Here is a 16,995-nt window from a genome sequence, read left to right as displayed (position 1 = left end):
GAGGAGTCGGGGGTGAGGGAGCATCGGGAGGGTGTTCAAGGGTGTGGGTGGGATTCGGGGTTATCTCCTCGGGGTGGGGCTGGCGGGGGTGGTGGGGACCGCTCGGGAGGTGAGTCTGCGGAGGTATCGGGGGTTCGCCGTCCGGGATCCGCGGGTGTTGATCGGGGTGTGTCCCGAAGGGGACTGGGGAGTCGATGAGTTGGTCGCCTTGATGGCGGAGAAGTGTGGGGTTTCGGACGATCCGCTGTGTGTTTCAGGGCAGGATGTGATTGATCCCGAGCGGACCGTCGCCGCGCTGGATGCCTTCGGGAAGCGGTTGGGGGCGGTTGCCCAGCGTGGTGGGAGCGTGTTGCTCGGGACCGGGCACCCGGACCGGCTGCTGGGTTTCTACGCCGGGCTCGCAGACGCTTTGTCGGCGGTGGGAGTGAGTGTCCTCACCCCGGCGCAGGGTCGCTGTGTCGACATAACGACCCGGTTCGGTCTACGCACGTGCCATCTCGACTACGTCGGAGGGGTCGGGGTCGTGCGGGAGCGCGATGGCGAACACGCCGGTTGTGCGACCCCCGTGCACAGTCATTCCCCGCTGCCGGTTCGGGTGGCGCTCGGGGCGGCCGCCGAGGAGGGCGGGGTGCTGCCCGATCTTGTGATCGGGGACCACGGCTGGGTCTGCGGTGCAGGTCAGCTGGGGGTCGAGGCCATCGGGCTGGCGGACACGGATGACCCGGCGCTGTTCGTGGGGGAGGCGGAGGGGGCCGTATCCGTCGTCGTTCCACTTGATGACGGCGTGCGGTCCGATTACTACCTGCCGCTGACCCGCTACGTACTCAATCGAGCGTGTCTGTCACAGTAGGCCTGCGATGGGTGCACCTCTTCCCCACTCGCATCACCCGCCCCTACATTGGGGAGTGAGCACGCAACGACGAAGAGTCACCGGAAGGGGAAGCCGGTGGCCGTCGAGTGCGGAAGGTTCAGGTGTGTCATGGCTGCAGCAGGCGAAAGGCCTCTGAACGAGGTTCAGTTCCTTACCGTGGCGGAAGTCGCCTCGGTGATGCGAGTGTCCAAGATGACCGTGTACCGGCTGGTGCACAGCGGTCATCTGCCCGCGATCCGGGTGGGGCGGTCGTTCCGCGTCCCCGAGCAAGCGGTCCACGAGTACCTCCGCGAGAGCTATGTGGGGGTGGAAACCGCCTGACGGACTCCCTCCGGAGCCCTCGATTACGACCTCGGCGCTCGGACGGGTAGGCTGGCCCCTCGTAGGTCGTATGGGCCCATGGCGCCCAAACACCGAGTGATGAGAAGTGAGCGAGGGTAGTCGTGGGCTCTGTTATCAAGAAGCGGCGCAAGCGGATGGCCAAGAAGAAGCACCGCAAGCTGCTCAAGCGCACGCGCGTTCAGCGTCGTAACAAGAAGTAAGGCCCGTCCTTCACTTCTTCGCGACGCGCGAGCCGCGGAAGCGTGGTGTGGCCCCCAGTCGGCTCTGCCGGCGGGGGCCACACGCATGTCCGGGTGGTGTGCGGTGGGCTGAATGCCGTGCGCGTGTCTGGACGGGGTGGGGCGGGGAGAGCCCCGCTGATCTGGTCGTATGGCCGGGTCCATGGCGTCTCCTGCCGTCACGTCGTGCATCGGTCGGTCATCGCAGCGCAACATCGACCCGATAGGTTGGCCCGCACACGGGGAACGCGGCAGGGTACGAGCAGTGCATCAGTGCGGACGAGAGGAAGGCGCTGGTCTTGGGGAAGGTCGTGCTCGTGACCGGAGTGGCCCGCCAGCTGGGGGGCCGGTTCGTCCGACGGATTCAGCGTGACCCGGATGTCGAGCGGGTCGTCGGGGTGGACGCCGTGCGGCCGGAGCACCATCTGGGCGGTGCCGAGTTCGTCCAGGCCGACATCCGGCAGCCCACCATCGCGCGCGTGCTGGCCGAGAGCGGCGCCGACACCGTCGTCCACCTCGATGTGACGGCGACCGCGCTGGGCAGCGGCAGCCGGACCACGGTCAAGGAGACCAACGTCATCGGGACCATGCAGCTGCTCGGCGCGTGCCAGAAGTCGCCCGGTGTGAAGCGGCTGGTGGTGAAGAGCAGTACCAATGTGTACGGGTCCGCGCCCCGGGATCCCGCCGTGTTCACCGAGACCACCTCCGCCAAGTCCCTGCCCAGCGGCGGGTTCGCCAAGGACACCGTCGAGGTCGAGGGGTACGTGCGCGGGTTCGCGCGGCGACGGCCCGATGTGGCCGTGTGTGTGCTGCGGTTCGCCAACATCCTGGGGCCGACCGCCGAGACCCCGCTCGCCTCGTACTTCGCGCTGCCCGTGCTGCCGACCGTGCTCGGCTACGACCCGCGACTGCAGTTCGTGCACGAGGACGATGTGATCGAGGTGCTGCGGATCGCCTCGCACGAGCCGGAGCGCGGCACGCTCAACAGCGGGACCTTCAACATCGCCGGGGACGGGGTGCTGCTGCTGTCGCAGTGCTCGCGGCGCCTCGGGCGGCCCACCGTGCCGCTGCTGCTGCCGGCCGTCACCTGGGCGGGCTCGCTCGTGCGGACGCTGGGGATGACGGACTTCTCGCCCGAGCAGATCCGGCTGCTGACCCATGGCCGGGTCGTGTCGACGACGCAGATGCGCGAGACGCTCGGGTTCAGCCCGCGGTACACGACGGCGGAGACGTTCGCGGACTTCGCGCGCAGTCAGGGGCCCGGGCTGCTGCCGCCCGAGGCCGTCGCGCGGGCCGTCGACCGGGTCGGTGCGCTGCCGCCGCTCGCCCGCGGGGGCTCCGGCAGCGGTCCCGGTCCCTCCGTGGTCCATCCCTCGACGCCGAGCGCCAACTGAGGAGCGCATCAACGATGGCGGACGCCAAGGTCATTCCGTTCGACGACGACCGGACCCGCGGGGGCGCCTCGGCGCGGCCGCCGCGGCGCCGGGGTGTGGGGAGCCGGCGCAAGAACGGTGAGCCCGCGCCGGTCCGTGAGCTTGCCGAGGCCGGCGAGATCGGCGAGGTCCAGCCCCTGCCCACCAGGTCCGTTGAGCAGGATGATGTTCCTGTGACGACGGATGCGCGGGACGAGGGGGGCCTGGAGCGGCGTATCGCGGGCGGGCTGTCCTTCCTGCGGCGGCGGCTCACGGGCGACTACGAGGTCGACGACTTCGGTTACGACGAGGAGCTCACGGACCAGGTCCTGATGTCGCTGCTGCGGCCGGTGTACGAGAAGTACTTCCGGGTCGAGGTCAAGGGCATCGAGAACATCCCGGCGGAGGGTGGGGCGCTGATCGTCGCCAACCACTCGGGGACGGTGCCGCTGGACGGTCTGATGATGCAGGTCGCCGTCCACGACCGGCATCCGGCGGGCCGTCATCTGCGGCTGCTCGCGGCCGACCTGGTGTTCGTGCTGCCGGTCGTCAACGAGCTGGCGCGCAAGCTGGGGCACACCCTCGCCTGTGCGGAGGACGCGGAACGGCTGCTCGCGGCGGGGGAGCTGGTCGGGGTGATGCCGGAGGGCTTCAAGGGCATCGGCAAGCCGTTCAGCGAACGCTACAAGCTCCAGCGGTTCGGCCGGGGCGGCTTCGTCTCGACGGCGCTGCGCCAGGGGGCGCCGATCATTCCCTGCTCGATCGTCGGGGCGGAGGAGATCTACCCGATGATCGGCAACGCGAAGACGCTGGCGCGGGTGCTCGGGTTCCCGTACTTCCCGCTGACGCCGACCTTCCCGTGGCTCGGGCCGCTGGGGGCGGTGCCGCTGCCGACGAAGTGGACGATCCAGTTCGGGGAGCCGATTCCGACGGACGGCTATCCGCCGGAGGCGGCGGAGGACCCGATGCTGATGTTCAACCTGACCGACCAGGTACGGGAACAGATCCAGCACACGCTGTACAAGCTGCTGGTGCAGCGGCGGTCGGTGTTCTTCTGACCGGGGTGGGGCCGGTGGCTGGTGACCGGTCGGCCGGCTGCCGGGAGCCGGCCGACGGTGCCGGTTGCCGCAGCCCGCGGCCTGCGCAGCGGTCGGTGTTCTCTTGACCTGCTGACCTGCTGACCTGCTGACCTGCTGATCAGAGGTGATTCCGCAGAGGCCCTGCGGGTACGGCGTTGGGGGCGCCCCTCTGGGAGGGGCGCCCCCAACGGGGTGTCAGTTCGCGTCCTCGCTGTCGATGCCCAGGCCGGGGAGGAGGCCGGGGAGGAGGGGCGGGATGGTGACGTCGGGGGCGGTGGAGGGGATGCCCGTCGACGGGGAGGTCGAGTTCGTGCCCTCCGGCTGGTCCAGGAGGCCGCCCGTGCTGCCGCCCAGGAGGCCGTCGTCGGTCGTGCCGGAGCCGGCCGACTTGCTGGGGCCGCTGCCCGTGTTGGTGCCGCCGGTGTGGGAGGCGTCGCCGGTGCCGGGGCTCGTGGAGCGGCCGGTGCCGGTCGAGGTGTCGGGGGAGGACGGGCCGGAGCCCGGTCCGCCGGTGCCGCCCCGGGCGGGGGGACGGGGGAGCCTGGACTGCAGCGGGGCGACCTCTTCGTCTATGGCCTCGAAGACCGACGACACCTGCTGACTGACGTCGCCCAGCTGGACGGGCAGCTTCTCGCGCAGGGCGCCCCAGGCCTCGCGGTGGGAGCGGGAGAACGCGTCCAGGGCCTGGATGGGGCCCAGGGAGTCCGGGTCGCGCTCGAACGCCTCGTGGAGCAGCCGGTGGCCCTCGGAGGCGTCGTGCTGCATCCCGCTGAGGGCGCGGCGGATCTCGCCCAGTGACTCGTGGTCGAGGTGGCCGCCGCGGCCGCGTTCCATGAGGCGGCGGGCCTCGCTGAGCCGGGTGGAGGCCTGGTCGAGGTAGGTCCGGCCGCGTTCGTCGTCGCCGTCGGACAGGTAGTTGAGCTTGAAGTCCTCGATGCCGCGTTTGAGGCCGTAGAGCCCGTCACCGGGGAGGGCGTCGGAACTCGCGGCCGCCACCCCGCCGAAGGCCCCCGCGGCCACGCCCACGCTCAGGCCGCCCGCGGTGAGGCCCTTGGCGAGCCGACTGCGCGGTCTGAGCTTTCCCAGCGGGCTCGCCCGGTGCGCGCCACCCTTGGCGCGGTGGGACCGCTGTTCCGGTACCGGCCTGTCCGCCGCCTCGCCTCCTGCGGTGCCCGCTTGCAGCATGGCCTCCATCGCGGCGACCAACTGGGCCCGCTGGACGACCTTGACCTCGGGGTCGAGCTCCGGTTTGGGCAGCTCGGCGAGACTCGTCGCGAGGGCCAGGAGGCGGCCCCGCTCGGTCTGGTCCGCAGCGGCCGGGGCCGGCGGTGATCCTTCGGTCTGCTCGGCCGCCGTGCCCTGGTCGGACTGCTCCTCCAGGGCCTGGGCGAAGGCGTTCGCCCGCCGGTGCGCCGATACGTTCGCGATCACTGGCGGCACCTCCTCTCGTCATGACGGTCGACTCCCCGGGGATCTCGAGGGTTGCACGGCCCGTTCTGCTTTCCCTCGATCGAGTGATCGGGGTCGGCCGGGACGTGACCACAGGGAGCCTGTATCCCGCACAACGACTGGCGCGGCACTTGGGTTACGGACGGCGGATGAACGGATCGGGAAGGCAACGGACTTTCACTGAACGTGAGTTGGGGATCGCCGACAGTTGACGCACCGGGCCCGCCGGATTCAGCGGGCGTCGTCCGGCAGGAGCCGGGCGAGGGTGCGGACGGCGCGGTACTGGAGGGTCTTGATGGCACCCTCGTTCTTGCCCATCACCCGAGCGGTCTCGGCGACGGACAGGCCCTGCAGGAAGCGGAGGGTGACGCATTCCTGCTGCTGGGGGTTGAGCCGGCGTACGGCGTCCAGCAGGGCGGCGTTGGAGAGGGACTCCAGGACGGAGTCCTCGGGGGAGCGCTCGACCTCGTTGGCGTCGAGCATCTCGCCGGTGGTCACCTCCAGCCGGAAGCGGCTGGACTTGAAGTGGTCGGCGACGAGGTTGCGGGCGATGGTCACGAGCCAGGCGCCGAAGTCACGGCCCTGCCAGGTGAAGGTGCCGATGCGGCGCAGGGCGCGCAGGAACGTCTCACTGGTGAGGTCCTCGGCGGTCGCCTTGCCGCCGACGCGGTAGTAGATGTAGCGGTAGACGGTGTCGCTGTACTGGTCGTACAGGCGCCCGAACGCGTCGGCCTCGCCGGCCTGGGCCCGTTCGACGAGGTCCATCATCCGGGCGCTGTCGCTGTCGGCCGCGGGACGGCGGGCCGGGGTGGTCGCGCCGCCCGCCGAGCGTCCTCTTCTGCCGACCGCGGCGCTGCTTTCCGCGAGGGCGTAGCAGGGGCCCGCTGGTCCCGCGGGGACTGCGGTGGCGAGGGCGGGGACGCCGTACGCGGTGGGGACGCGCAGCGACTCTTTGATCGTGGCGACTGTTGCGCGCAGCGTAGCCAGGCCCGAGGCGTCAACCCCGACGTGTGGGTACACGGGACTCCCAGAGGCAGAGCTTCCATCACGTGCAGTGCGGGACCTTTCACCCGTCGTAGCGACAGGAGGTACCGGTTTGCGTCTGAGGAGAATAACGCTTCGTGCAGGCGCTGCTACACCGAGTTGCTCAAAACTTCGATTACGTCGCTTCTGTGCCCGATTGGCATTCGATCAAGTTGCACAGGGTGAGCGGTTATTGATCGGAAAGGTTTGGGTTTCGGGTCGGTCGGGCGCGTGTTGTGGCTGTGCGCGGACAACGCGAATAGACGGCCGTACCCGGGGGTACGACCGTCTGTTTCGGTGCGCTGTGCGGTGCGCCGTCCGGCGTGGGTCCGGCTGCCTCAGCGGCGCCGTTTGTGCAGGGCGATGGCCGCCGCGGTGCCGCCCGCCACCGCTCCCACTCCCGCCGCGGCCGGGATGCCGACCTTCGCCGCCTTGCGGCCGGTGCGGTAGTCGCGCAGGCGCCAGTCGAGGCCCCGGGCGTGTTTGCGGAGTTTGGCGTCGGGGTTGATCGCGTAGGGGTGGCCGACGAGGGAGAGCATCGGGATGTCGTTGTGGGAGTCGCTGTAGGCGGCGCAGCGGGAGAGGTCGAGGCCCTCCGCCGCGGCCAGGGCGCGGACCGCCTCCGCCTTGGCGGGGCCGTGCAGCGGCTCGCCGACGAGCCGGCCGGTGTAGACGCCGTCGACCGACTCGGCGACCGTGCCGAGGGCGCCGGTGAGGCCGAGGCGGCGGGCGATCACCGTGGCGATCTCCACCGGGGCGGCTGTGACCAACCACACCTTCTGGCCGGCGTCCAGATGGGCCTGGGCGAGGGCCCGGGTGCCCGGCCAGATGCGCTCGGCCATGTACTCGTCGTAGATCTCCTCGCCGATCGACTGGAGTTCGGCGACGCGGTGGCCCTTGACGATCGACAGGGCCGAGTCGCGGGCGTCCTGCATGTGCTCGGGGTCCTCGATCCCGGCCATCCGGAACCACGCCTGCTGCCAGGCGAACCGGACCAGGTCGCGGGTCTCGAAGAATTTGCGTTTGTACAGGCCACGGCCGAAGTGGAACAGGGCGGCGCCCTGCATCACCGTGTTGTCCAGGTCGAAGAAGGCGGCGGCCAGCGCGTCGCCGTGGACCGGGAACTGCGGTTCGGCCCCTTCTTCTTCCGGGGCCTGGTGCTGTTCTTCCTGAGTGGACTTGCGGGCGGCCTCAGCCGAGGCCTCGCCAGCCAACACGCTCCGCGCCGTGGCGGAGCGCCTACGGGGGGTGAGCCATCCGAGAGCGGCCATGGCGTGAGCATAGCCAGTTTGTTCGGTGGTTCCGGAGCCACGAGGTTCGGTGGGTGTGAACTCTCCGCGACCGCACCGTTAAAGAGGGGGCGGGAACACGCGCGAGAATGGCCCGTATGAGTCCCCTCTTTCGACGGAAGGGGCCGGCCCCGCAGGACCGGCTCGTCACGCTCATCGGCAAGCCCGACTGTCATCTGTGCGAGGACGCGCAGACCGTCGTCGAGAAGGTGTGCGGCGAGCTCGGTGTGCCCTGGGAGCACCGGGACATCACCGAGGACAGGGCGCTGCACGACGCGTACTGGGAACAGATCCCGGTGGTGCTCGTGGACGGCAGGCAGCACACCTTCTGGCGGGTGGACGAGACGCGGCTGCGCAAGGCGCTGACCGACTAGGAACTGACCGACCAGGAACTGACCGACCAGGAACTGACCGACCAGGAACTGACCGACCAGGAACTGACCGACCCGTACAACAAGGGCCGGGCGTCGCTTAGGATCGATGGCGCTTTGGTCTCGGGGGCGGGATTCACGAGGAGTGTGTCGGTTTTGCCCCCAGGGATGCTCCCAGGGATGTCCCCGGGAACGACGCGCGTGACCCCGGTCACGTTGGGCGGGCAAATCGGACACCATCTTTGTGCACGCGTTCACAAAGACATAGCCTGCTGTCGACGGGGCGGTCTGGGTACGTGTGACCGCCCGCAGCCCCGCTCTACCCGCAGGAGCACCGTGGCAACTGGCCGAACTCACCGACCGGCGACCCGAAGCCGAGGGATTCCCGAGGCCACCGTCGCCAGGCTTCCGCTGTACCTCCGCGCGCTGACCGCGCTGTCGGAGCGCTCGGTACCCACGGTCTCCTCCGAGGAACTGGCCGCGGCCGCGGGGGTCAACTCCGCCAAGCTGCGCAAGGACTTCTCCTACCTGGGTTCCTACGGAACGCGCGGTGTCGGCTACGACGTCGAGTATCTCGTCTACCAGATCTCCCGCGAGCTCGGGCTCACCCAGGACTGGCCGGTAGTGATCGTCGGCATCGGAAACCTGGGCGCCGCCCTCGCCAACTACGGCGGGTTCGCCTCCCGCGGCTTCCGGGTCGCCGCCCTCATCGACGCCGACCCCGCGATGGCCGGCAAGCCCGTCGCCGGCATCCCGGTGCAGCACTCCGACGACCTGGAAAAGATCATCACCGACAACGGCGTGTCGATCGGCGTCATCGCCACGCCCGCCGGTGCCGCCCAGCCGGTCTGCGACCGGCTCGTGGCCGCCGGGGTCACCTCCATCCTGAACTTCGCGCCGACCGTCCTGTCCGTCCCGGACGGCGTCGACGTGCGCAAGGTCGACCTCTCCATCGAGCTGCAGATCCTCGCCTTCCACGAGCAGCGCAAGGCCGGCGAGGAGCACGCCGCCCACGAGGGCGCCGTCGCGCCGGCCGTGGCGCACGACGAGACCACCGACCAGGGGCCCGACGGGGACGTACCCGCCGTGATGCCGGCATGAGTCTCCTCGTCGTCGGACTGAGCCACCGCAGCGCGCCCGTCAGCGTCCTGGAGCGGGCCTCCCTCTCCCCGGACGCCCAGCTCAAGCTGCTCCAGGACACGGTCGCCGCCGAACCGGCCGCCGAGGCCGCCGTCCTCGCCACCTGCAACCGCATCGAGCTCTACGCCGACGTGGACAAGTTCCACGCCGGTGTCGCCGAGCTGTCCACGCTGCTCGCCCAGCACAGCGGCGTGGGGCTGGAGGAGCTGACCCCCTACCTCTACGTCCACTACGAGGACCGCGCCGTCCACCACCTGTTCTCGGTGGCCTGCGGCCTGGACTCGATGGTCGTCGGCGAGGGACAGATCCTCGGGCAGCTCAAGGACTCGCTGGCCACGGCGCAGGAGCTGCACACCGCGGGCCGGCTGATGAACGACCTGTTCCAGCAGGGCCTCCGGGTGGGCAAGCGGGCCCACTCCGAGACCGGTATCGACCGCGCCGGACAGTCGCTGGTGACGTTCGGGCTGGAGCAGCTCGCCGCCGGCACCGAGGTGAGCACCTGGGCGCGGGGCAGAAGAGCGCTGGTCATCGGCGCGGGCTCGATGTCCTCGCTGGCCGCCGCGACGCTGGCGCGCGTGGGCGTCACCGAGGTCGTCGTCGCCAACCGCACCTTCGACCGCGCCGAACGCCTCGCCCGGATACTGGGCGAGGACGAGAACACGGACGTGGCGGCCCGCGCGGTCCCGATCGCATCGGTGCCGGCCGAGCTGACACGTGCCGACGTCGTCGTCTCCTGTACGGGCGCGACGGGACTCGTCCTCACCGCGGAGGCCATCGCGGCGGCCGTCGAGGGCCGCACCGGCGAGCCCGTCGTCTTCGACGAGGAGAGCCCCTCCCTGCGGCCCCTGCCGCCGACCTCCCTCGGCACCGACGAGGGCTGCCCGCTGGACCTGTCCGCGGTGCAGCAGCAGCCCGGGTTCTCCGTGATGGGCGAGGCCGCCGTGGCCGGCATGGACGCGGCGACCCTGGAGCAGCACGCGGCCTGGGTCGACAACGCGACCGTGGACCGCCGAACCGCCGGCCGCCGCGGCCCCGAGGCCGACGCCGAACTGATCTCCGCGCTGGCCGCCACCGCCGCCACCCTCGGCCGCATCCCCGAGCGCCGCAGGCCCGAGCCGGTCGCCACCCCCGTACGCCCCGCGCCGGTGCTGTTCCTGCTCGACCTCGCCATGCCGCGGGACATCGACGCCGCGGCGCACCGGCTGGCCGGGGTGCGCCTGGTCGACATCGAGTCGCTCGCCGAGGCCTCCGCCGACGCCCCCATGGCCACCGACGTGGATCTGGTGCGGCGGATCGTCGCCGACGAGGTCGCCGCGTTCGGCGCCGCCCAGCGGGCCGCGCACATCACGCCGACCGTGGTCGCGCTGCGGTCGATGGCCGCGGACGTCGTCGCGAACGAGATGGCCCGCCTCGAAGGGCGCCTGCCCGGCCTCGACGACAAGCACCGCGCCGAGATCACCCAGACCGTCAGGCGTGTCGTCGACAAGCTGCTGCACGCGCCGACCGTCAGGGTCAAGCAGCTCGCGGCCGAACCCGGCGGCGCCGGGTACGCGGACGCGCTGCGGACCCTGTTCGACCTCGACCAGGAGGCGGTGGCCGCCGTGTCCCGGGCCGAGGACAGCACCGAGAAGAACGCAGAGAACCGAGGGCCGGCATGAGCGGCATGAGTACGAGAGCACTGAGGCTCGGCACCAGACGGAGCAAGCTCGCCATGGCCCAGTCCGGGCAGGTCGCGGACGCCGTGCGCCGGGTCACCGGCCGGCCGGTCGAGCTCGTCGAGATCACCACCTACGGCGATGTCTCCCGCGAGCACCTCGCGCAGATCGGCGGCACCGGTGTGTTCGTCGCGGCCCTGCGCGACGCGCTGCTGAAGGGGGAGGTCGACTTCGCGGTTCACTCGTTGAAGGACCTGCCGACCACGCAGCCCGAGGAACTGGTCCTGGCCGCCGTACCGGTGCGCGAGGACCCCCGCGACGTGCTCGTCGCCCGCGACGCGCTGAAGTTCACCGACCTGCCGCGCGGCTCGCGCATCGGCACGGGTTCGCCGCGCCGCATGGCGCAGCTCAACGCGTACGCCCGCGCCCACGGGCTGGACATCGAGACGGTCCCGATCCGCGGCAACGTCGACACGCGGCTCGGATACGTCAAGGGCGGCGAGCTGGACGCGGTGGTGCTGGCCGCGGCCGGCCTGAGCCGCATGGGCCGGATCGACGAGGTCACCGACTTCCTGTCGATAGACACCGTGCTGCCCGCCCCCGGCCAGGGAGCCCTGGCCATCGAATGTGCCGCGCACGACGCGGACCTGATCGCCGCGCTCGGCGCGCTCGACGACCCGTTCACCCGGGTCGCCGTGTCGGCCGAACGGTCACTGCTCGCCGCCCTGGAGGCCGGTTGCAGCGCCCCTGTGGGCGCGCTGGCCGACCTTCTGGCCGACGGGCAGATTGTCAAGGAAATGCGCCTGCGGGCCGTCGTCGGGACCACCGACGGCACCCGCACGGTGCAGCTGTCCACCACCGGTCCCGTGCCCGAGACGCACGACCGGGCAATGGCGCTCGGTCGCGAACTCGCCGCCGAGATGCTTGCCCAGGGCGCGGCCGGTCTGATGGGGGAGCGAGCACAGTGAGCCCCACCGCCCTTCCTGCCGCCGCCGTTCCTGAGCACGGGCACGTCACCTTCCTGGGTGCCGGACCCGGGGATCCGGGACTGCTTACTCTGCGCGCCGTGGAGGCGCTGGCGAACGCGGACGTCCTCGTCGCCGAGCACGAGGTGCTCGACGTCGTACGGACGCACGCGCGGCCCGGCGTGTCCGTCGTGAACGCGGAAACCGGTCCCTCTTCGGACCCGCTTCCGGGCACGGGCACGCCTGTACCCACGCTTGTTGACGGCACGTCAACAAGCGTCGAGGTACCCGCTGTGCGGGATGCCTCACATCTTGTCATGGAGGCCGCGCGGGGCGGCAGGCGGGTCGTCCGTGCGGTGTCCGGGGACCCGGGACTGGATACGTACGCGGCCGAGGAAATGCTCGCCTGCGCCGCCGCCGGAGTGCCGTTCGAGGTGGTCCCGGGCGTGGCGGCGGCCGTCGGCGTGCCCGCGTACGCCGGGGTGCCGCTGCGTGACGCGCAGGGCGCCGACGTCCGGTTCGTCGACGCGCGCACGGCTTCCGACCGCTGCTGGACGGAGGTCGGTGCCTCCGACGGGACGGTGGTCGTCTCCACGACCCTCGACTCCGTCGCGGCGGCCGCCGGCGAGCTGGTCGCGGCGGGCCGCAAGCCCGACACCCCGATGACGGTCACCGTCGCCGGTACGACCACCCGCCAGCGCACCTGGTCGGCGACGCTCGGCACGATCGCGCAGACGCTGAAGCAGGCGAAGGTGCTGCCCTCGCCGGACGGCGGCCGCCCGGTGATAGCCGTGGTCGGCGAGCGATCCGCCCCCGCCCAGCGCGCCCAGCTGGCCTGGTTCGAGTCCAAGCCGCTGTTCGGCTGGAAGGTCCTCGTGCCGCGCACGAAGGAGCAGGCGGCGTCGCTCTCCGACCAGCTGCGGTCCTACGGCGCGGTGCCGCACGAGGTCCCGACGATCGCCGTCGAGCCGCCGCGCACCCCGCAGCAGATGGAGCGGGCCGTCAAGGGCCTGGTCACCGGCCGCTACGAGTGGATCGCCTTCACCTCGGTCAACGCGGTCAAGGCCGTCCGGGAGAAGTTCGAGGAGTACGGCCTGGACGCCCGGGCCTTCGCGGGCATCAAGGTGGCCGCGGTGGGCGAGCAGACCGCCAAGGCGCTGATCGCCTTCGGCGTGAAGCCGGACCTGGTGCCGAGCGGCGAGCAGAGCGCCGCCGGTCTCCTGGAGGACTGGCCGCCCTACGACCCGGTCTTCGACCCGATCGACCGCGTCTTCCTGCCGCGCGCCGACATCGCGACGGAGACCCTGGTCGCCGGGCTGATCGAGCTGGGCTGGGAGGTCGACGACGTCACGGCCTACCGGACCGTGCGGGCCTCGCCGCCGCCGGCGGAGACCCGTGAGGCGATCAAGGGCGGCGGCTTCGACGCCGTGCTCTTCACCTCGTCCTCGACCGTACGGAACCTGGTGGGCATCGCCGGGAAGCCGCACAACGTGACGGTGATCGCCTGCATCGGTCCGGCGACGGCCAAGACGGCCGAGGAGCACGGGCTGCGGGTGGATGTCATGGCTCCGGAGCCGTCGGTGCACAAGCTGGCGGAGGCGCTGGCCGACTTCGGCCTGCGGCGCCGCACCGCTGCGCTGGACGCCGGGGACCCGGTGACCCGGCCGAGCGAGCGGCGTCCGGGGGCGCGGCGGCGCCGGGCCACCTGAGCACGACCTGACGGCGGCGGCCTTCACGATCACCCCGATCGTGAAGGCCGCCGCCGTGTGCCCGCCCCGGCCGGCGAGGGTCCGACTGGGCGTCGGCAAAGGCAGGGTCGCCACGGGCGTAGCGTGGACGCATGACGACGTACGGATCCTTCCCGGGTGCGCGGCCGCGGCGGCTGCGGACCACCCCCGTCATGCGGCGCATGGTCGCCGAGACCCGGCTGCACCCGGCCGACTTCATCCTCCCCGCGTTCGTGCGGGAGGGCGTGAGCGAGCCGGTGCCGATCCAGGCGATGCCGGGCGTGGTGCAGCACACCCGGGACAGCCTGAAGAAGGCCGCGCTGGAGGCCGTGGAGGCCGGTGTCTCCGGGATCATGCTCTTCGGTGTGCCGGAGGAGTCCAAGAAGGACGCCCTCGGGACGCCGGGGACCGACCCGGAGGGGATTCTCCAGGTCGCCATCCGCGACGTCCGCGCCGAGGTCGGCGACGACCTGCTCGTGATGTCCGACCTGTGCCTGGACGAGACGACCGACCACGGGCACTGCGGTGTGCTCGACTCCGAGGGGCGCGTCGACAACGACGCGACCCTGGAGCGGTACGCCGAGATGGCCCAGGTGCAGGCCGACGCCGGGGCGCACGTGGTGGGGCCCAGCGGGATGATGGACGGCCAGATCGGGGTCGTCCGCGACGCGCTCGACCAGATCGGGCGCGAGGACGTCGCGATCCTCGCGTACACCGCGAAGTATTCGTCGGCGTTCTACGGGCCCTTCCGGGAGGCCGTGGGGTCCTCGCTGCGGGGGGACCGCAAGACGTACCAGCAGGACCCCGCCAACGCCCGTGAGTCCCTGCGGGAACTGGCGCTGGACCTGGAGGAGGGCGCGGACATGGTGATGGTCAAGCCGGCCGGCCCCTACCTCGACATCCTGGCGCGGGTCGCCGATGCGGTGGACGTGCCGGTGGCGGCCTATCAGATCTCCGGGGAGTACTCGATGATCGAGGCCGCCGCGGAGAAGGGGTGGGTCGACCGGGACCGGGCGATCTTCGAGACGCTCACCGGGATCAAGCGGGCGGGGGCGCGGAACATCCTCACCTACTGGGCCACGGAAGCGGCACTGAAGTTGCGCTGAGGGCTCTGTCGGCGGTTCGGTGCGGCGCCGTTGTGGCTTGTCGCGCAGTTCCCCGCGCCCCTGCGGTGCCGGACGGGCCCTCGTCTCGTAGGCCCTGGCCGTCGTTGCAGGCGGTCAGGGTCAGCGCGGCCGTCGCGGTGAGGGCGGCGGCGAGAAGACGGATACGGAGTTCAGGCATGGGGGCAAGCCTGGGTCGTATGGCCTCCGGTCCTCCACACGTGCCGGGCAACTCGGGACGCCGATCCGGTCCCATAGCAGCTGACCTGCGGAAACGACGTCCCTTCGGGACGGGCTGTGGGACGCGGTCCGGATGCCGGAAAGTCGTGTGTAGGCGGCACGTATCTCTCTAGGGTGCGGTCATGACACTCGCACCCGTCCCACCGCCGGCCCTGGCCGCCCGAGCCCGGTCCACCGGGGGCTCTCCCGTCCGGGACATCCTGGCCGTCACCGCCCGCCCCGAAGTGATCAACTTCGCGGGCGGGCTGCCCGCACCGGAACTCTTCGACCGCGACGGCGTCGCCGCGGCCTTCCGGTACGTCCTCCAGGAGACCCCGGCGCAGGCCCTGCAGTACGCCACCACCGAGGGCGAGCCCGAGCTGCGCGAGGCGCTCGCGGCGCGCACCTCGGCACGCGGGCTCGCGACCACCGCCGACGACGTCCTCGTCACCACCGGCAGTCAGCAGGCCCTCTCCCTCCTCGCCACGGCCCTCCTCGACCCCGGCGACACGGTCCTCGTCGAGTCCCCCTGCTACCTCGCCGCGCTCCAGGCCTTCACCCTCGCCGGGGCCCGGATCGTCGCCGTGCCCGAGGACGAGGAGGGCCCCGACCCCGAGGCCCTCGCGGAGCTGGTGGCGCGGGAGCGGCCCAAGCTGCTCTACACCGTCCCCACCTTCCAGAACCCCACCGGCCGCACCCTGCCCGCCGCCCGCCGCGCCGCGCTCGCCTCCGTCGCCGCCCGCCACGGCCTCTGGATCGTCGAGGACGACCCCTACGGCGAACTCCGCTACGACGGTGAGCGCGTCCCCTGGATCGCGGCCCACCCCGACGCCCTCGACCGCACGGTGCTGCTCGGCTCCTTCTCCAAGGTCATGGCCCCCGGCCTGCGGCTGGGCTGGCTGCGCGCCCCCGCCGAGCTGCGCCGCGCCTGTGCCGTCGCCAAGCAGGCCGCCGACCTGCACACCCCCACCGTCAACCAGCTCGCCGCGGCCCGCTATCTGGCCGTCAACGACCTCGACGCGCATGTGGCGAAGGTGGCCGCCGTCTACCGCGAGCGGCGGGACGCCATGCTGGCCGGGCTCGGGAACGCGCTGCCGGACGGCTCGGTCTGGAACCGGCCCGAGGGCGGCATGTTCCTCTGGGCCCGGCTGCCGGAGTCGTACGACACCACGGCCCTGCTGCCGCAGGTGGTCCGGCACGACGTGGCGTACGTCCCCGGCGCCCCCTTCCACGCCGGTGAGCCCGATCGCTCCACCCTCCGGCTCTGCTTCGTGACCCAGACGCCGGAGGAGATCGGGGAGGGGCTGCGCCGGCTGGGCAGGGGGTTCAGCGGGTAGCGGGCGGGGTCAGTCCCACCAGAAGTGCCAGGAGCGTTCACCGATGAGTCTCTCGGCGTACGAGGACAGGGTGTCGTCCTCGCCCGGCAGGACGGCGTACGGGCAGAAGGCGAAGTGTTCGGCGGCGATCGCCACCGCCTCGGCCGGGTCGGCGGGCGGGGCCGCGACCGACACCGACAGACGGTCGTAGCCGAGTGCGACGACACGCACGCCGAAGCGGTCCTCCCAGGAGCGCAGCACGGCACTGAGACGGGCCACGTCCTCCTCCTGGTTCACCGGGCCCGTCCAGCCGAGCGCCGTCGGGATGTCCGCGCTGCGGCGGGCGGCCACCAGGGCGAGATGCGGTTCCTTGAAGCCGGGGACGCCCTCCGACAACACGTCGGCGACCTCGGTGGCGCGCGCGTCGGAATCGGCGGTGAGCGTGCGGGGCGCGGCGAGCCCCGGCCACTCCCCGTCCTCCTCGGCCGCCGCCTCGGCCCAGTACCCGGCGAGTATCTCCTCGACGTCGTGGTCCCCCGGGTAGGACATCTCCCCGGGCACCAACTCCCAGTCCTCCGGCCCGCCCTGACCGCTGCCCAGATCCACGAGGACGGGCAGCAGCCCGGCCCGCGCGGCGGGACGCCCCAGGGCCTTCCACGAACCGGACGCCGCCTGCTGCTCGGCGTGCCACAGCACGACCTCGCCCGTCGTCGCGTCGATCAGCCGCCCCGGCGGCAGTTGAAGACCCAGCGAACGACCGCTCGGATCGGAGGCCAGCTTGGGCAGCGGGTTGGGAAGAGTCGCCATGCCCGTGAC

The 16,995-nt window shown here is 71.6% G+C and carries 16 protein-coding genes; 12 read left to right on the top strand and 4 right to left on the bottom strand.

Going from position 1 to position 16,995, the window contains the following annotated elements; all coding sequences use genetic code 11:
• The first annotated feature begins 31 nt into the window (after positions 1–31).
• The 5 genes from U5640_RS19100 (at position 32) to U5640_RS19080 (ending at position 3,901) form a co-directional block, all read left to right on the top strand.
• Positions 32–850, top strand: coding sequence for a phosphatase (locus U5640_RS19100; RefSeq protein WP_340376972.1), 819 nt, complete (start codon positions 32–34; stop codon positions 848–850).
• A gap of 129 nt (positions 851–979) precedes the next feature.
• Positions 980–1,192 (top strand): helix-turn-helix domain-containing protein, encoded by a 213-nt coding sequence (locus U5640_RS19095; protein WP_004984898.1) that lies wholly within the window; start codon positions 980–982, stop codon positions 1,190–1,192.
• Positions 1,193–1,314: 122 nt separating this feature from the next.
• Positions 1,315–1,413: an AURKAIP1/COX24 domain-containing protein gene (locus U5640_RS19090; protein WP_003948845.1), complete on the top strand. Its 99-nt coding sequence runs from the start codon at positions 1,315–1,317 to the stop codon at positions 1,411–1,413.
• 317 nt (positions 1,414–1,730) lie between these two features.
• Entirely contained in the window at positions 1,731–2,825 is a 1,095-nt protein-coding gene (locus U5640_RS19085) for an NAD-dependent epimerase/dehydratase family protein (RefSeq protein WP_340376971.1), read from the top strand.
• Between the two features lie 14 nt (positions 2,826–2,839).
• On the top strand, positions 2,840–3,901 hold the full coding sequence (locus U5640_RS19080; protein ID WP_340376970.1) for a lysophospholipid acyltransferase family protein: 1,062 nt from the start codon (positions 2,840–2,842) through the stop codon (positions 3,899–3,901).
• Positions 3,902–4,117: 216 nt separating this feature from the next.
• On the opposite strand, the gene U5640_RS19075 is transcribed toward U5640_RS19080, so the two are convergent.
• The 3 genes from U5640_RS19075 to U5640_RS19065 form a co-directional block, all read right to left on the bottom strand.
• A complete protein-coding gene (locus U5640_RS19075; RefSeq protein ID WP_340376969.1) occupies positions 4,118–5,353 on the bottom strand; it encodes a DUF5667 domain-containing protein in 1,236 nt (411 codons plus the stop codon).
• Positions 5,354–5,602: 249 nt separating this feature from the next.
• On the bottom strand, positions 5,603–6,391 hold the full coding sequence (locus U5640_RS19070) for an ECF subfamily RNA polymerase sigma factor, BldN family (protein WP_079079530.1): 789 nt from the start codon (positions 6,389–6,391) through the stop codon (positions 5,603–5,605).
• Between the two features lie 341 nt (positions 6,392–6,732).
• Positions 6,733–7,665 carry an HAD-IB family hydrolase gene (locus U5640_RS19065; protein ID WP_079079529.1) on the bottom strand — a complete coding sequence of 311 codons (933 nt, stop codon included), beginning with the start codon at positions 7,663–7,665 and terminating at the stop codon, positions 6,733–6,735.
• 107 nt (positions 7,666–7,772) lie between these two features.
• On the opposite strand from U5640_RS19065, the gene U5640_RS19060 reads away from it, so the two are divergent.
• From U5640_RS19060 to U5640_RS19030, 7 genes are all read left to right on the top strand, one after another.
• Positions 7,773–8,057, top strand: coding sequence for a glutaredoxin family protein (locus U5640_RS19060; protein WP_079079528.1), 285 nt, complete (start codon positions 7,773–7,775; stop codon positions 8,055–8,057).
• A gap of 333 nt (positions 8,058–8,390) precedes the next feature.
• Positions 8,391–9,155 (top strand): redox-sensing transcriptional repressor Rex, encoded by a 765-nt coding sequence (locus U5640_RS19055; RefSeq protein WP_340376968.1) that lies wholly within the window; start codon positions 8,391–8,393, stop codon positions 9,153–9,155.
• Entirely contained in the window at positions 9,152–10,852 is a 1,701-nt protein-coding gene (locus U5640_RS19050; RefSeq protein ID WP_340376967.1) for a glutamyl-tRNA reductase, read from the top strand. Before U5640_RS19055 ends, U5640_RS19050 begins: the two co-directional genes overlap by 4 nt.
• Before the next feature lie 5 nt (positions 10,853–10,857).
• Positions 10,858–11,817 (top strand): hydroxymethylbilane synthase, encoded by a 960-nt coding sequence (hemC, locus tag U5640_RS19045; RefSeq protein WP_340376966.1) that lies wholly within the window; start codon positions 10,858–10,860, stop codon positions 11,815–11,817.
• On the top strand, positions 11,814–13,523 hold the full coding sequence (locus tag U5640_RS19040) for a uroporphyrinogen-III synthase (RefSeq protein ID WP_340376965.1): 1,710 nt from the start codon (positions 11,814–11,816) through the stop codon (positions 13,521–13,523). Before hemC ends, U5640_RS19040 begins: the two co-directional genes overlap by 4 nt.
• 131 nt (positions 13,524–13,654) lie before the next feature.
• A complete protein-coding gene (hemB, locus tag U5640_RS19035) occupies positions 13,655–14,647 on the top strand; it encodes a porphobilinogen synthase (RefSeq protein ID WP_340376964.1) in 993 nt (330 codons plus the stop codon).
• Between the two features lie 359 nt (positions 14,648–15,006).
• Positions 15,007–16,200, top strand: coding sequence for a PLP-dependent aminotransferase family protein (locus U5640_RS19030; RefSeq protein ID WP_340376963.1), 1,194 nt, complete (start codon positions 15,007–15,009; stop codon positions 16,198–16,200).
• Between the two features lie 9 nt (positions 16,201–16,209).
• Here the strand turns inward: U5640_RS19030 and U5640_RS19025 are convergent, their stop codons facing one another.
• Positions 16,210–16,986, bottom strand: coding sequence for a DUF4253 domain-containing protein (locus U5640_RS19025; protein WP_340376962.1), 777 nt, complete (start codon positions 16,984–16,986; stop codon positions 16,210–16,212).
• Positions 16,987–16,995 lie beyond the last annotated feature (9 nt).

Origin of the sequence: Streptomyces sp. SS7 (assembly GCF_037993025.1) — a bacterium.
GTDB lineage: Bacteria > Actinomycetota > Actinomycetes > Streptomycetales > Streptomycetaceae > Streptomyces.
Note: the sequence above shows the minus strand (reverse complement) of the source record. Positions and strands in the feature narration are given on the sequence as shown.

What these genes read in the sequence shown, in the direction of transcription:
- U5640_RS19095 (WP_004984898.1), top strand. Translation starts at nt 980, where the DNA reads ATGGCTGCAGCAGGCGAAAGGCCTCTGAACGAGGTTCAGTTCCTTACC.
- U5640_RS19080 (WP_340376970.1), top strand. Translation starts at nt 2,840, where the DNA reads ATGGCGGACGCCAAGGTCATTCCGTTCGACGACGACCGGACCCGCGGG.
- U5640_RS19065 (WP_079079529.1), bottom strand. Translation starts at nt 7,665, where the DNA reads ATGGCCGCTCTCGGATGGCTCACCCCCCGTAGGCGCTCCGCCACGGCG.
- U5640_RS19060 (WP_079079528.1), top strand. Translation starts at nt 7,773, where the DNA reads ATGGCCCGTATGAGTCCCCTCTTTCGACGGAAGGGGCCGGCCCCGCAG.
- U5640_RS19050 (WP_340376967.1), top strand. Translation starts at nt 9,152, where the DNA reads ATGAGTCTCCTCGTCGTCGGACTGAGCCACCGCAGCGCGCCCGTCAGC.
- hemC (WP_340376966.1), top strand. Translation starts at nt 10,858, where the DNA reads ATGAGTACGAGAGCACTGAGGCTCGGCACCAGACGGAGCAAGCTCGCC.
- hemB (WP_340376964.1), top strand. Translation starts at nt 13,655, where the DNA reads ATGACGACGTACGGATCCTTCCCGGGTGCGCGGCCGCGGCGGCTGCGG.
- U5640_RS19030 (WP_340376963.1), top strand. Translation starts at nt 15,007, where the DNA reads ATGACACTCGCACCCGTCCCACCGCCGGCCCTGGCCGCCCGAGCCCGG.
- U5640_RS19025 (WP_340376962.1), bottom strand. Translation starts at nt 16,986, where the DNA reads ATGGCGACTCTTCCCAACCCGCTGCCCAAGCTGGCCTCCGATCCGAGC.